The following is a 16,010-nucleotide window of genomic DNA, read 5'->3' as shown; positions in this document are numbered from 1 at the left end:
AGAGCATTTACTGATCCACGCAACAATGCCACGCGGGGATGACATACTGAATGTTCGTATAAGGACCAAGGTATTTAAAGATTATTCTACTCCTTTCATTCCGCTTGTCTTAGCTTTATCAAACGAAGTATCTTTAATTGCTGCTTCGGTAAAATCGGCATTTGTTAGGTCGGAGTTATTAAAGCCCGCCTGATCAATTTTAGCTGATTTAAATATACTATCTGTTAATATTGAGTTTGAAAAATCTGTTTTAGTAAGTATTGCTGCAGAAAAATTAGCCTCTTTTAAAATAGAATTTTTTATTACCGTATTTGTTAGGTTAGCATTTTTAAAGATACTATTTGAAAAATCTACTCTATCAAATATTAAGTTGCTCAAGTCAAAATTTGTTAAATTCATATTTGCTAAGTGAGTTATTTTTTGCAAATCTTTTACCGAATTTATTACTATATTATTTGGTAGAATTTTGCTCGAATTATCACTATTTAAAATAATATTATTAAAAACATTAGTATTAATAAAACCGGAATACGCTTGGTAGTTAATATTATTTATTTGCGAATTAGAAAGGACGGAGTTAATAACCGCAGTATTTGTTAGAGTGGAATTTATTAGAGCTACTTGGTTTAAATTGCCTAAAGTAATTTTAACATCTGAAAAATTTACGTTTTGTATTAAAGATTTAGAAAAATTTATATTATTAAATTGTCCGTTAGTTATATTTGAGTTTATTATTTCACTGCTGTTTAAGTCAGTATTAATCACTATAAATTGTTTAAAATCATTATTGCTAAAAATATTATTAGTATAGCTAATATTATCTAAAGTAACATTTGAGCCTTTAGTTTTATTAATCCTTACAAAATTAGCATTACTATTTTTTATTGATAAATTATTAAATTTATTATCGTTTAGACTCATATTATTTAATATCGCATTATTGATTTTAAAATGCTTTAAAACTGAACTACTAATTGTACTATTTTGTAAATCACATTTAGTAAGGCTAATATTTTGTAGTGTTGAATCTTGAAAGGAAGCGTATGAAAAGCAAGAGTTATTACTTTGTACGTTATTAAAATTTACTGCATTAAAAATACTGTGTGTGAAGTTAGACTCCTTAATTATTACTGCTGTTAATGTAGTTTGACTTAGGTTGCTAGATTCAAAATAATTATTAGTAAAATTGGTATTATTTATTAGACTTTTTTCTAAATCCGTACCGTAAAATATTGAATTTGTTATATTAGTATTTTTAAAGCTATTATTCTGTAGGGTAGCTTTTTGAAAATTAACACCGTCGATAGTATTATTGCTCCATAATACATGACTAAATTTAGAATTTTCAAAGTTGACATTTATTATAGTAGTTTTATTAAAAGCAGTATCGCTAAAATTTGATTGAACAAAATTTGTATTTTGTAATGTTATATTGTGAAAAATTGAACCTTGAAAGTCAGCATTATATCCGGAAATATTTTTTATTACCGAATCTGCAAAATTACTTTCTTGAATTATAGCATTTGTAAGTATTGCTTTTTCTAAATTGCTACCTGTAAAATCAGCACGTAATATTTCGCAGGAAGTCAAATCTATTCCTGATAAATCTTCATTGATTAGCTGTACTCCTATTAATTTTACTCCTTTTAAATTTGAACCGAACTTCTCTTTAAGGTTCACTTTAAGGTTTTTAGAATTTTGCGATATTATATAATTCCGAATTACCGTGCTTTGGCTATCCGTAAGTAATCCGTTCGCATCACGAGTAGATTCGGAGCAGCTGCTTAATAACAAATAAATCGTAATTATTGATATGACTTTAAGCATTTGCTTCCTCATATTCTTCATCATTTATTCTATTGGTAGGAGGTATATGTAAGCTTAATAATTTTAATTTACGATGCAAAGCCGATCTTTCCATACCGACAAATGCGGATGTTTTTGAAATATTATTATTAAAACGACTCATTTGTGCCGATAGATATTGACGCTCAAAAACTTCTCTAGCTTCTCTAAGCGGCATAGATAACATATCAAAGCTATCTTCAAGTTTTGTAAGATTAGCACTATTTGCTAATATTTCAGAAGGTATCATATAAGGTTTTATAATTTCATTATTACCTGTAGTTAACGGATTCATAATTAAAGTCCATTCAACAACGTTACGTAATTGTCTAATATTGCCTGGCCATTCATAGGATTGAAGAGCAGCGATAGTTTCATCGGCAAAGCTACGTTCTTTTAAACCTGAAAATTTTGAAAGTTGCTTAACAAAATACTTAACGAGTAGCGGTATATCTTCTTTTCTTTCATATAATGAAGGTACTTTTAGAGAGGATACATTAAGGCGATAATATAGATCTTCTAGGAATTTGCCGTTATTAACTTCATCTTGGATATTTTTAGAAGTACCGGTGATAATTTTTATATCAATTTTAATATTTTTCCCGCAAGGTTTTGTAAGAGTTTGCTCTTTAAGGAATTTTAATAATTTTACTTGGATAGGAATAGGAATATTACTGACCTCATCTATATATAAAGTACCGTTATTGGCAAATTCTAAGATAGTAGGGCGTTTATTATTTGCCTCCTTTTCCGATTCGCCGAATAATTCTTGATTGATTTTTTCCGTAGTCATACAGGTAGGGCTGAAAATAATGAACGGATTATTAACCCTTTTAGATTGTTTATGAATTAATCTTGCTGCAAGTGCTTTACCGCTACCGACTTTACCGTGAATCATTATACGACTGCTAGAGGTAGCTGCCTTTGCTATTGCCATTTTATATTTTAAAGTTACCGCACATTCGCCTACTAATTCAGTTTTATCTATAACCTTTGATTTTAAATCTATATTTTCGCGTTTTAACTTTGTTACTTCACAAGCTCTTGTAAGTAAAATAACTAATTTATCATTATTAAACGGTTTTTCTATATAATCGTAAGCACCCATTTTTATAGCATTTACTGCTGTTTCTATAGTACCGTGACCGCTAATAATTATTACTGGCATTAAAGGATAGCGTTTTTTTATTATCTCTAAAATCCCAAGTCCGTCAATTTCGCTTCCTTGAAGCCAAATATCAAGTATAACTGCAGAGACCGGTTTTTCGGAAAGTATTTTAAGGGCTTGAGTACTATTAGCGGCAACCTTAGGGTTAAAACCTTCATCTTTCAAATTTGCAGCAATGAGATTTCGTATACTCTCTTCATCGTCTACTATTAAAACATCTAGTTGTGACATTACAATTTACCTTAAAAATATTAATACTAGGTTCTTGCGTAGGATTTCTAAAAAGATTTAATATTTTACGATATTTGTTAGCGAAAATTAATAAGATTTTTGAAAGAATTAGTTATTCATATTTCAAAAAAATCTTATAATTTGCAGCAAAAAATAGTCAAAATTAAATCTTTTTAGAAATCCTACGCAAGAACCTAAATATATACGTTAATGCCGAATGTAAAAGAAAGCAACATTTTTTTATAACATTTTTGTCACAATAGCTATTTATAATGTAAAGGTTGGCTAAGATTACATAATATTAAAATTATTTAAGGAATTTTAATTAATTTTATTTGCAGTTTGTAGTGTTATAAATGATTATATATAATGAGAGGGGTAGGATATCCAAGCCGTCATTGCGAGCGACCGTAGGGAGCGTGGCAATCTCATGAAATAATAACAAGCTCCTGAGATTGCTTCGTCAATTACTTCGTAATTTCCTCGCAATGACGATGATGATTGTGTATCCAACAGTAAAACCGATTTTAAAAATTATGCTTAACATCTTTTTAATTATTATTTCATTATTTATTTGCTTAATAACCTACCTATTTATCAGCAAAACGGATATTTTAACAAATTTGTTGATTTTAAATAGCTTCACGACTTTAGCGAGTGTATTGATTTGTTGTTTAGGTTTATACTCAGGCAATAGTTCATATTTGGATATAGCAATTATTTATTTTCTTCTAAGCTTTATAGCAACAAACGGATATTTAAAATATTTCATAAATGAATCGAATGAAAACAAAACAGATTGATAGACATCTTGCCAAATTCGCTTATAGAGAGGAATTTGTAGGAGACACGAAACGCAGCACCGCAGCGTACACAAGCTTACGTGAGGATGCGAGTATCGGATCGACGCACAAATTACCTCTAGAAGTAAAAGAGTTTGGGAAGATGTCTAATACAGTAATTTTAGGATGCGGTCTTAGCGGCATGTTAACGGCGCTTTCTTTTGCACAAAAGGGTATAAAAACTACTATATTCGAGAGTAAATCGGTAAAAAGCCCAGAGTTTTTTAAAGATATAAGAACTACTGCTTTAACGCCGCATTCTAAAAATTTCTTATTCTCTATTGATATATGGGAAGAGCTTGAGAAGTTTGTAGCAGAAATGCAAGACATATATGTAGTAGATAATAAGGCTTCAGAGATATTAGACTTACGAAATGACGCTGACGCTGTACTTGGATATGTGGTTAAGAATAGCGACTTTAAAAAAATGCTATTGTCAAAAATAACTAATAATCCGTTGATAACATTAATTGATAATAATCAATATCAAGAGGTTATAAGCCATAATGACTACTCGATTATAAAATTTGATGATAACCAAATTAAGTGTAATTTATTAATTATATGTGACGGAGCAAATTCAAAAGTGAGGTCTCATTACTTTGCTAATGAAATTGAGAAACCTTATCAAACTGCTCTTACATTTAATATTAAGCATGAAAAGCCGCATGAAAATTGTGCTATGGAGCATTTCCTGCCGCTTGGTCCTTTTGCTTTGCTGCCTTTAAAAGATCAATATGCTTCATCCGTAATATGGTCAACTTCTTCTGATCAGGCTGCTTTAATTGTTAATTTGTCTGTAGAAGAAGTTAGGTTCTTAACTCAAAGAAATGCCGGTAATTCCCTAGGTAAAATTACTATTGATAGTGAGATTAGTAGCTTTCCACTAAAAGCCCGTATAGCAAATAGATATTTTCATAACCGTATAGTGCTTGTTGCCGACACTGCCCACACAGTACATCCGCTAGCCGGACAAGGGCTTAATCAGGGCATAAAGGATATAGAGATTTTGAGTATGATAGTGAGTAGTAATGGCACATTACAAGAATATCAAAAGCTAAGGCAAGAGGATAATTGTATTATGTATAAGCTGACTGATGAGTTAAATAATATTTTTTCAAATTATTCCAAAAATTTAAGATGTTTAAGACAAATAGGATTTAAGGTGATCAATAATTTTAAACCTGTAAAAAACTTGATTACTAGCTATGCGATGGGGAAGAGGTGAGTGTTCTTGTGTATCATTTCTAGCTAGTTCTGATGTCATTCCCGCGAAAGTGGGCATCCAGTAATCAAGAATCGATAAAAGCATTGTTTATTTATACTGTTTAAAAGATGGATTCCCGCTTTCACGGGAATGACATAGAATGTGAAATAACGTAGAACAGAATTTTATAAGATATGCATGAGTAAAGAAAATTTAAGCAGTAAATCATCTATTAATACTCCTAAAGAAGAAATAAAAAATGCAGCAGAAGATAATAAGCTTAAATCTTCAATAAATACTCCTGAAAGAGTAGAGCTTTTAGAAGCAGCACAAACAAAAGCTTCTGAGCCTTCACAGGAGAACAGCAATCGTAAAATAAGCCAGCAGGAAAAAGAACGCTGCAAGAGGATACAGCACTTTACGGTGCTAGAGTTGCTCGTGCCGGAATCGCTGCAAGTGGAGTAGCAATCGAAGTGGTACAGGAGGGCAGTAAAGTTATCGCTAGTCCTACTCATATTAGTAGAAGTAGTAATTAACGTTGGAGAAAAAGTAGCAAAAGCTTATGATCCGGTTGATACACTTCAGCAAGGTGCAAAAATTAAAGCAAAAGGTCCCCCAAGTCCCGGTTTAGCCGATAAGGCATTAAATAAAATCATGACACTACCCGGTGGTGAAACTGCAGCAAATGTTCTAGAGAAAACATATAAAACATTAGGTAGTAAAGCAGTCAGACGTGCGGCTAGCATTGGCGGCGTTGCAGTATCGTTAGTCCTTAATCCCACTCCCGTTGGGGTTGGGCTTGCTGCACTTTCTTTATCAACCGTTGCTTACAATGTTGGAAAAGAAACTTTGGAAGTAAAAGAAGATAAGCGTTTAGATAGAAAGAAACAACTTTAGAAAATATTAAAGCTAATTATGTGAAGCAAGCAGAGTTAGTAGTTACTACTCGAATAGATCAAGCAAAAGATAGCCCTGAACTTACAAATGTCTTGGATACTCAATGAGCTAAAATTTACCAAGAAAAAGTTGAATCTGAAAAATTAAATACAACTAGAACTAAAGAGATTTTAAAAGCAATACGAGATACTACCTTAGAGACGGTATCTTTAGTAGCACAAGCAAGTGCTGTAGGCGGTATTATAGGCGGTTTGGTAGCAGGTGCTACTGGAGGAGGAGCAGAGCCTAATGTAATAGGTGAAGGAGATGCTAATTTAGTCCGTATGGAGCGAAAAAAAGATAAAATCAATCAAATAAATAGTTTAAAACATCAATAGGAAATTATGCAGATAAGAAAGACTTGCTTGAAAAAGAAAGGCAAGCAAAAATAGATACCAAAGCATTAGAAGAATTTTTAACTATACCCCCTAAAATTGATCAATTAAGTGCAGGGCAGCTAAGAGAGCATTTTAATGTAACTAGAGCAAAGGTTGCAGCGAGACCTGAATTTGCTCCTCCTGCTGAAAAAACTAATTTTGAAAAAGTTAAATCGGCAGTAAAAGTAGGAGTCGGTTATTTTGTTGAATCGCAATTTGGTGATTTAAAAGAAATATACGGTAAAAAAAAGAAATATTTCAATCTTTTATAACTCCCAATGTTAGCAATAAAGTAAAACCTGAGCAAAATAAAGCTCATGAGCAAGCTAACATATGCAAGAGAATTTGTCACGTGGCAAGGGGGGTCGTTATGGTGCTAGCGCACCATCATCACAATCAACACCGAATGCTTCTAAACACCATGAATCTTCAAGAGGATTTTAATTGTTAATAAAGACTTATAATTATCTTATAGATTATATCTTGCCGCAGAGATGTTTTTAAGCGGTGCGGAAATACTAGGGGGAGCGGTGAATTTTGTAGCGATTGTTGGAAGAAGCTAGAGTTTATAGCAAGACTCTATTGTAGTATATGTGGACAAAGATTTAGTATAAAAATCTTAGATAACTGCATTTGTGGAAATTGTTATAGCAACAAACCTAATTATGAGTTTGCTCGCAGCTTATTTAAGTGTAATGAGCATAGCAAAAAAATAGTTCATCAGTTTAAATATCAAGATAAGACGATATTTGCTAAGACCTTTGCTAAGCTTTTATATAATAGATATAGCAGCGAGGATATAAAAGATATTGATTTAATCATACCTGTACCTACGAATGTATAATCCTGCTCGTATTTTAGCTATGGAAATTGCAAAAGTTACCGATAAAATGTTAAAAGCTGAGATTTTAACTAAAGCAAAATGGACTAAGTCTCAGACTTTTCTCTCACGAAAACAACACACAAATCATATAAAGGGTAGTATCAAATTTAACACAAAGTATAATATTGTCAGTAAAAAAATCTTATTAGTCGATGATGTCGTTACCACTGCTGTTACTATAAATGAATGTGCTAAAATTTTACGACAAGCCGGGGGTGGCGTTGGTAAAAGTCTTAAGTGTTGCTATGACATAACGTTATTGCAAGGGGACATGGTTGTGTGTATCGAAAAACACACTCGATGTCATCCCTTGGCTTGACCACGGGATCCAAAAAATAATAAAAATTTTTAGTATTTTTAACTGGACTTCATGGTCAAGGCACGGGGTAACACAGAAGGTAACTTATGCAAAATGAAATAAAAAAAGTTTGTGTTATCAGTGCGGGAGTAATGGGTTCAGGGATTACAGCGTTAATTGCTAATTCCTCTTATAAAGTAGTGCTGCTTGATATTATCGCTAAAGATTCCGATGATCCTAATAAAATAGTTAACACCGCTAAAGACAAATTGCATAAACAAAAACCTCCACCTCCACCTTTATCTTTTCCTGATAAAGCAAATTTCATTACCATCGGTAATTTAGAATATGATTGAGATTTAATTAAAGAATGTGATTTAGTGATTGAAGTTATTGTTGAGAAGTTAGAAATCAAACACCAATTATATAATAAAATTATTCCTGATCTTAAAGAAGATGCAATTATTACTTCTAATATCTCTACATTACCGCTTGAAAGACTCAAAGAGAATTTACCAGATAATATTAAATCTAGGTTCGTTATTACGCATTTCTTCAATCCGCCAAGATAATATGGAACTGCTTGAGTTAATTATAGACCCTATGATAAAGGCTGAAGTAATAGAAAGAGTATCAGAGTTCTTAACGAAAACGCTTGGTAAAATTATAGTAAAATGTAATGATACGCCTGGTTTTATTGCTAATAGAGTATGGTATTTTTTACTTGAATTAGTAGCCCGTAAAGCGATAAGTCAGAATCTTGATATTGCTACTATAGATAAAATATTTACTACATTTTTGGGGCTGCCGAGTACCGGAATTTTCGGTTTATATGATCTAATCGGGTATGACGTAATGAAGTTAATTTCAAGTTCATTACTTGCCTCTCTTCCTGCAAATGATGCTTATCATAAAATAATATGTAAAGACCCCTGTCTTGATAAGATGATAGAGAAGCAGTTAATTGGACGTAAAAGTGACGGTGGATTTTATCGTTTATCGGTATCAAATGGCAAAAAGATTAAAGAAGTTATCAATATAAACGACTTATCATATAGTCCTGTTCAAAAAGTAGATATTTTAATCTTGATGCGCTTCTTGTAAGTGATTCGGTTTACGGTAAATTTTTTACTGAAATTATCACGGAATTTTATGTTTATTTAGCAGGTTTAGTTTCGTCGGTTACGGATAATATTTATGATATCGATGCTATGAAGCTTGGTTACAGCTGGAAATATGGTCCATTTGAATTATTGAACTATAGCGGCTAAAAACGGTTGGAATTCGGTAATTAAAAATGCTGATTTAATGCATATCCCACTTCCGCAATATTTAGCCAATAAAGAATATCAAAAAATCGATAAACAAAAATTTAATTCTCACAAAGATATTTTACAAGAAAGTCAGATAGTATTAGAGAATAGCTCGGCAAAATTAATACTTTATCAAGATGTTTTGATTTTTGTTATTACTATAAAAATGAATTGTTTAAATCATGAGGTGTTTTATTTACTACAAGAAGCAGCAAGTAAAGCCGAAAATGACGGTAAAAATCTTTGTATTTATCCGCAAGGAAATAATTTGTCTGCCGGTGCTGATTTAAAACTTCTGCTGTCTTATATTGAAGGAATTTTCACGATCTAGAGAATTTACTAAAGCTGGGATAGCGAACCATGCTCCACTTAAAATATTCCTCTGTACATGTTATTAGCTTGTGGTCTTGGTGTGGCACTTGGAGGTGGATATGAGCTGTTATTGCACTCAAGCTTTATTATAGGAAATCAAGAACTTAACGCAGGGCTTGTAGAACTTGGTGTTGGTTTAATACCCGGGTGGGGCGGTGTTACCGCAATGTTTGCTTGAGGTAATGGTAATAAAACTAAACTAATTAGAAATATCAGCAATATTATAGAGCAGAATAAAACAAGTTCAGCCCGATTACTTGAAAGCAGATTATGATGTAGAGAAGATGCACGTAAATATGAACAAGTATTATATTTTAGAGGAAGCTTTAAAATTAAACCTACCTAAAAAGATAGTACCGATTCCGCATAAAATTACTTTGCCTAAAATAAATTTAGCAACAGCAATAGATACATCAAAATATAACGATCTACAAAATAAGGTGCTTAGCAAATTTCAAGATATTATTGATACACATAATGAAACAAATGAAGAAGAGCTACTTGCCTATGAGTAGGAAATATTGTTAGAACTTGTAAAAGATCCAAAAACTATAGAGAAGCTGAAAGTAATTGTGGGATAAACTCCTACTATGTCATTCCTGCGAAAGCAGGAATCCAGAAAAGTAGTCTTAATATTGACAAAATAAACCTAAAAAAACAAGTTTTTTGTAGGTTTTACTGGGTTCCCGCTTTCGCAGGAATGACATAAAAACCGTGCGGGTAATGCTACTCCAAAATAATATTGCTTATAACACCACGATAGTAAGTTTGAGGGTCGTACATAGCTTCACTGTAAATAGCAGGAGTAGAGAATATGCCCTTATTAACTGCTTTGATTTTATACTGATACGTCATTTTTTGATCAGAAATAGTACCGCAAATCATAACTCTATCATCACGATTATTTATATATATCGGTTTCCATATCATTATTTCCTGCGTGCGTTCTAATATATTTATGTGGTTGTTATCCGGTAAAAGCTCGAAGCCTGCCGGTAATAAATCAAGTAGAACCATATTGCTCAAGGGTTTATTACTACCTGAACGCATGGTGATTTCCACCGTAATATTATCACCTAATTTTACTTTGCTAACCTCTTTATTATTTTCATCGAGATATTTTTTTGTTATTTCTATGCCTTTAACTATCTCTTTATGTTCTGTTAATTGCTTATCATAGCCTGAAGTTAAAAGCTGATAGAAAAAGCCGTTACTTGAGAATGTTAAGTCGATATTCTTATTTTCTACCGACAGCTCAGCAATCATCACTTTATTGCCTGTTAAAGTAACTTCTTTATCTGTAGAGGTTACTTTAATAGTAGCCTCATCTACATGATTTATTTTATCGGCATAGGCAAGACTTGCCATAATAGCATAGCTTGCGGATAGGCTATTATAGTTATCTTTAGCAAAAAGAGCGATATCCTGTACAATTTTTGGGTCAAAGTCTTTTAACCGTTCTGGAAAATGCATAGAAATTAAGTATAAATACTGACTATATTTTATTAGAGGATTGTAATACTGATAGTCTGTTTTTGATATAGGTTTATTTAGAGTAAATCTGTCTAATAATTTCTCCGCTTCTTCATTCATTTGCAGCATTTTATAGCTAGCTGCTAAATAAACGCTAGTCAAATCATCTTGCCATGTATTTTTATGGTACTCGTCTAAATATTTTAAAATATTTGCAATATAGCTTGTAGTAATAACGCTGTTTTGCGTCAGGATATAAACCGCATATGCCTTTTCTCTTGCTTCATCTAAGGAGTTTATTGATCTGTTAGCCATATTCTCTAAATAGTAAATACCTTGATTAAATGTATCACTTGGAACAGCTAAATATCTAGTTGCTCCCTCGCTTAAGCAATGCATAGCATAAACGGAAATAAATGGATCGGAATCGTCATTAAAATTGTTCCAATATCTAAATCCACCGTCATAATTTTGACGTTCTGATAAAGTTTGGAATATTTTTGATAATGATTCATCCATTTTTTTACGATCAGTTTTAAGAATCTGAACTAGCTCTTGTTCATTATATAATAAAATATTGGCAAAATTTTGGCTTATTAATTGTTCAGTGCAACCATAAGGATAATTATCTAGGACATCTTTAAAGCCAGAAATAATAGCTAGCGGTGATTTAGAAGCGGAAATGTGTAGTTTAGCAAATTCAGGATATACATCCCGTAAGATTTTTAAATTAGTCTTGTTGTCTGTAATAAAGCCTGTATTAACTGTTGTAACGCTCGGACTAGCAGGGCGAACGCTCGTAGTACTAAGTTCATTCGGAGCTATGTACTACTGCCATAGATATTATATCCGGCTTTAGGTGATTTATAGAAGCCACAACCTTTAAATCTGCCGCACCGAGTTGATCAGTCGCTTTTAATTTAACATTAATAGTAGCTTCCTTATTTTCGTCTATCGGGATCTCTTTAGGATAATCTAATATTTTAAGTCCTTCACTTGTTTCAATATTTAGAAAAACCTGAGCATTTCCTGAATCTTTTAGGTTATTAAATATTGTTACCGGTACTGTAAATTCATCATTTGGAGCTACAAATAAAGGTAAATTTGGATTGATAATAAGATCAGATTGGACTAATAAATCAGCTTTGGAAGTTCCTATAGAGTCAAGGCTTGAGGCTACCCCTATAACTCTTAAAGTGCCGTTAAAATAGCTTGGTATATCAAATGTGACTTCTCTCTCATCAAGATCTGCTTCTAAAATTCCTGACCAAAATGCTACGGGAGGTTAGCTTTTTCTTTTAAACGGATTAAGGTTTCGAGCGACATTTATACAACCGTCTCCGGCAGGAGCCGCCATATAAGCTTTCATTAATAAAGGACGCTAAGGTAATATTAAATCCATGATTTGTGATGTTCGGACTTCCCAAGGCTTTATCGTTAATAAAGTAATTAAGCAGGTCGGGAGTCTGATAACCAGCAAATGATAATATCCCTGCATCAACAGCAAATATTATTATTTTACCGGGATTTGTAGTACGGTAACGAATTGCTAGCTTTTCTCCCGATTTGATTTTTGCAGGAAGTGTTAATCCAATATCTTGTTTATGTTTATAAATGCCCGCAGTAAACGGTACTACTGCATAGCTAAACGGTGATATAAAGATTTCCGTAGCTTCTATGTCTCTTATAAATTGTACATTTACATATCCTTTACCCTCAAAGCCGTCAGGAATTTTTATTTCTTGAATGCTATTATTTGCATCAGCTTTAAACCATTCAAAATTATGTACTTTATCGGTCTCGATAGTAATTAACCCATAACCTGTATAAGGAGTTATAATATTTAAAAGAATAGTATCGCCGGCTTTATAATCATCTTTATCAAGTTTAACTTTTAAATTTGCTTTGTCTGTTAAATTAGCCGTAACATTTCCTTCACCTATTACCGAAAATTCAGCTTGGGCAAAGATTGTATCTTCTTTATCGGTTAAGTAAATAACGTAATCGCCTGCTTCTTTAGTAGGCACTTTATAAATATAACTTTCGTTTGCCGTGATATTAATTTTGTCAGAAGATATATTAGTCTCAATAGGTACTGAACTGTAAGAATAATTACCGTTACTATCTGCTACTAAGTTATTTACATAATTAATCTTTTTTAAGTTAAGAGTTAAATTAGGTGCAGCTACTTTTTCTGCTTTATTTGATATGGCTATGAATTCTATTGCCGCGCTTGTTTTTGTCTTAATATATTTTAGATCGTTGTTGCTTCTAAATCCTATAATATAAGGCAGAGGTGACACTATAAGCGATTTGCTTGCGTTTACGCTTCTTCCTGAATCAGGCTCAAATCCTGCTGCTGAAAATGTTAGATTAAAATTAGCGTTATAATATTTCTCAAGGTTAAGGTCAAAGTTTGCCGTACCTTTAGAGTCGGTAGTAATATCTCCTAAACGTTCGTAAAAAAACTCTTTATTTCCTTTGCTACTATAAAATTTATATTCTTTAAATCTAGGTACGAAAAACTCGGTAGGTCTAATATCAATAAAGCCGCTGACTTTTCTATTTTCTGCAGGAGTGCCGTAAAGATTTATGAGATTAACGGTTGCTTTAAGATCTTTTGGATTCGTCCATAGCTCATCTTGTGAGTTATTGAAGTTTATGTTTATTTTCATGCAGTCAGGCTGAAAATCACCAACCCTGACAGACACGCTATTAAGATAGTTATTGCTGCCTTTATCTCCTACTAAATATAAGCTTATATTGTATAAGCCGGTTAAGGCATCATCAAGCGTTGAGAATAAATATTCGCCGAATCCTTCTGCATCTAGAACTATTTTACTTTTATCTATTACTTTTCCTCTAGGGTTAGTTACTTGTATTTCTAAAGGTAAGCCGTCAAATTTTCCTTGCCAGTCGGTTTGTTTGAGCATAATGCCTATGTGACCTTGCTTGCTTGGATAGATGCAGCCGATCGGAAAATAAATAAGCTTTTAACCATTGATCAGAACTAACGGCTCCTGCTACATCAAACCGAGAATAATTAACTTGTCTATCAATTCTACTATACGGCATAAATGAAAAATCATCCTTAGTAGTTAATATATAAGCCACTGGAGTTTTTTCTTTTGAAAAATCATTTATATTTGATAAAACGGCATGTCCTTTACTATCGGTTTTGCTGCTTACTAACACCTCACCGTTAAGTCCTATAATATCTGCTTTTACACCTCCAGCCGGTTTACCGTTACTGATATAAGAAACAAAGATATGATGCGTCCCGGTTTTATCAGTTTTTACTATACAACCAAGATCGGTAACTAAAATTAATCTTTTATCTTGAGATATAATGTTATTATTGTCTTGAGCATAAACTTTTGCTAGAAATAACTCCTTGGAATAGCTGCCTGCTTCTTCTACATTAAAATATTTACTGAAATCTAAATCGGTATAATGAGGTAAATTTAAATTTTGAGAGTTCACTATTACTTCCTCTTGAAATACCTCGGAAATATTATACTCATTAAAGGTATATTCATTTATAAAAGTCGGGTTTTGGAAAATATTATATCTATTTGTTTGGCTGATTAAATGATTAACTTCTTGCTGATTAATCTTATCGATTTCTAAATATAATTTATCTATGCCAAGTGAATATACGGGCAGCTTTCTTTCGCCAGCTAATGAAAGAATAGAACCGTCGGACATTAGCTTAACTTCTTTAGGGTTACCCGGTATTTGTACGATTTGAAAATAATCTGAGCCGAGTGTTAAATTATCCGATGTTTTAACACCTTGATTTACTTTAACAAGCAAAGCTCTTGAGGTAAACGTATCTACTTTAAAACTATGCATAGTAGTAATGCTTGGGACGGAAGATAAAAGCTCAAAATTTATTTTTTCACTCGATTTAAGAATATCATCGGTTATTTCTTTCGGATTTTGCCATTTATAGTTTTTTTTGCCTGCAACTCCTAAGAAAGCCGGCTTATCCTGCCGTAATAAAAATAACTCTAAATGTTTTTTTATTTCCTCACCCGACACCGGTGTATTTGTGGTAATTATAATTATCTGTTCCGGTTTTAGTTTATCATCTTTAACAATTGTAGCAGTACTATTAGTGATTTTTAAATATGAGGATAGACTTGGAATTAATACATTTTCTTTATAAGAATATCTTATGTTATTTGGCGTCTTATGATTTTGATCTTTTACATTTTTATATGTGAAAACTTCTCCGCCATGTAGAGGTTTAACACCGTCTTTTATAATTACGGAAATTGTATCTTCTTTATCTGTAAGCGGTGGTATATTAGTAATAATCGTAGCTTCCGTATTATTGGTATTGAATTTGATAGGAAAAGGTAATTTTTCTTTAGTTGAAGATTTTATACACTCTATTCTTTCCTCTAGAGTTTTAGGATCGATAGGATAGTTAAAAGCTATTTTAGTTTGAACGAATTTTTTGGAAATATCGATATTATCCTGTAGATAATTCATTTCTTTAATAATAGGAAGTAGTGGTAAAGTCGTGAAACTTATATTATTACTTTTTAAACCGACAAAATTAGGGAATATATAATCTTCGATAGTAATCTTATCAGTTTGATGAGCTACAAAAGTGCTTTCTGGAGTAAAATTTATGTTATACCACCAGCCAAATCACCATGCTCCTTTAATATCAGATGAAATAGATATGTAATCATTTATTTTTTTTTCCGTTAAGCCCTAGCTCTCTTTGTGGCTTTGTACACCATTCTTTAATGCTAGAGTCGCAAAGGTCAATATTTAACGCATTTTGTCCTGCTAACAGATTTTCGTGAGTTAATTTAAAATATAAAGGTATTTTTTTGTTAAAGCTTGCAGCAATTAGTTGTAAATTTATTAAACATACGAAAATAGTAAATACAAATTTGCGGAAAATATTTTTCATATCTATAGCTTATTATTTATGATAACTTCAATTATATATAAATAAAATTAAGTAAAGTAATGAATAAGGATATTTTTTTCAATATTCAGCAAAAATTTTTTTGTTATTTGGACAAGAGGAGTGTTATGAGAT

Annotated in this window: 10 protein-coding genes and 2 pseudogenes; 9 read left to right on the top strand and 3 right to left on the bottom strand. The window is 32.1% G+C overall.

What is annotated here, in order from left to right:
- Nucleotides 1-81: 81 nt before the first annotated feature.
- Together ACHBLB_RS06970 and ACHBLB_RS06965 are read right to left on the bottom strand one after the other, a co-directional pair.
- On the bottom strand, nucleotides 82-1,827 hold the full coding sequence (locus ACHBLB_RS06970; RefSeq protein ID WP_475841619.1) for a pentapeptide repeat-containing protein: 1,746 nt from the start codon (nucleotides 1,825-1,827) through the stop codon (nucleotides 82-84).
- Nucleotides 1,820-3,244: a sigma-54-dependent transcriptional regulator gene (locus tag ACHBLB_RS06965; RefSeq protein ID WP_475841617.1), complete on the bottom strand. Its 1,425-nt coding sequence runs from the start codon at nucleotides 3,242-3,244 to the stop codon at nucleotides 1,820-1,822. The genes ACHBLB_RS06970 and ACHBLB_RS06965 overlap by 8 nt, the downstream gene beginning before the upstream one ends.
- Before the next feature lie 536 nt (nucleotides 3,245-3,780).
- Between ACHBLB_RS06965 and ACHBLB_RS06960 the strand changes: the two genes are divergently transcribed.
- From ACHBLB_RS06960 to ACHBLB_RS06920, 9 genes and pseudogenes are all read left to right on the top strand, one after another.
- The gene (locus ACHBLB_RS06960; RefSeq protein ID WP_475841615.1) at nucleotides 3,781-4,047 is read left to right on the top strand and encodes a monovalent cation/H+ antiporter complex subunit F; all 267 of its coding nucleotides are present in this window, start codon (nucleotides 3,781-3,783) and stop codon (nucleotides 4,045-4,047) included.
- Nucleotides 4,028-5,314 carry a 2-octaprenyl-6-methoxyphenyl hydroxylase gene (gene ubiH / locus ACHBLB_RS06955; RefSeq protein ID WP_475841613.1) on the top strand — a complete coding sequence of 429 codons (1,287 nt, stop codon included), beginning with the start codon at nucleotides 4,028-4,030 and terminating at the stop codon, nucleotides 5,312-5,314. The genes ACHBLB_RS06960 and ubiH overlap by 20 nt, the downstream gene beginning before the upstream one ends.
- 177 nt (nucleotides 5,315-5,491) lie before the next feature.
- Nucleotides 5,492-5,758: a hypothetical protein gene (locus tag ACHBLB_RS06950; RefSeq protein WP_475841611.1), complete on the top strand. Its 267-nt coding sequence runs from the start codon at nucleotides 5,492-5,494 to the stop codon at nucleotides 5,756-5,758.
- Nucleotides 5,759-5,947: 189 nt separating this feature from the next.
- Complete coding sequence (locus tag ACHBLB_RS06945; RefSeq protein WP_475841610.1) at nucleotides 5,948-6,190, top strand: hypothetical protein; 243 nt, start codon at nucleotides 5,948-5,950, stop codon at nucleotides 6,188-6,190.
- Nucleotides 6,191-6,441: 251 nt separating this feature from the next.
- A complete protein-coding gene (locus ACHBLB_RS06940; protein WP_475841608.1) occupies nucleotides 6,442-6,567 on the top strand; it encodes a hypothetical protein in 126 nt (41 codons plus the stop codon).
- Nucleotides 6,568-6,590: 23 nt separating this feature from the next.
- Complete coding sequence (locus tag ACHBLB_RS06935; RefSeq protein WP_475841606.1) at nucleotides 6,591-6,878, top strand: hypothetical protein; 288 nt, start codon at nucleotides 6,591-6,593, stop codon at nucleotides 6,876-6,878.
- Between the two features lie 203 nt (nucleotides 6,879-7,081).
- Nucleotides 7,082-7,450 carry a ComF family protein gene (locus ACHBLB_RS06930; RefSeq protein WP_329518040.1) on the top strand — a complete coding sequence of 123 codons (369 nt, stop codon included), beginning with the start codon at nucleotides 7,082-7,084 and terminating at the stop codon, nucleotides 7,448-7,450.
- Nucleotides 7,443-7,808 carry a ComF family protein gene (locus ACHBLB_RS06925; RefSeq protein ID WP_475841604.1) on the top strand — a complete coding sequence of 122 codons (366 nt, stop codon included), beginning with the start codon at nucleotides 7,443-7,445 and terminating at the stop codon, nucleotides 7,806-7,808. The genes ACHBLB_RS06930 and ACHBLB_RS06925 overlap by 8 nt, the downstream gene beginning before the upstream one ends.
- An 86-nt stretch (nucleotides 7,809-7,894) precedes the next feature.
- Nucleotides 7,895-10,053, top strand: a pseudogene (locus ACHBLB_RS06920) (3-hydroxyacyl-CoA dehydrogenase/enoyl-CoA hydratase family protein).
- Between the two features lie 145 nt (nucleotides 10,054-10,198).
- Here ACHBLB_RS06920 and ACHBLB_RS06915 read toward each other — a convergent pair.
- Nucleotides 10,199-15,878: pseudogene (locus ACHBLB_RS06915) on the bottom strand (alpha-2-macroglobulin family protein).
- Nucleotides 15,879-16,010 lie beyond the last annotated feature (132 nt).

This window comes from Rickettsia lanei (assembly GCF_056242675.1).
The sequence above is the reverse complement of the archived record's forward strand: the minus strand, read 5'-3'. Positions and strand labels throughout refer to the sequence as shown.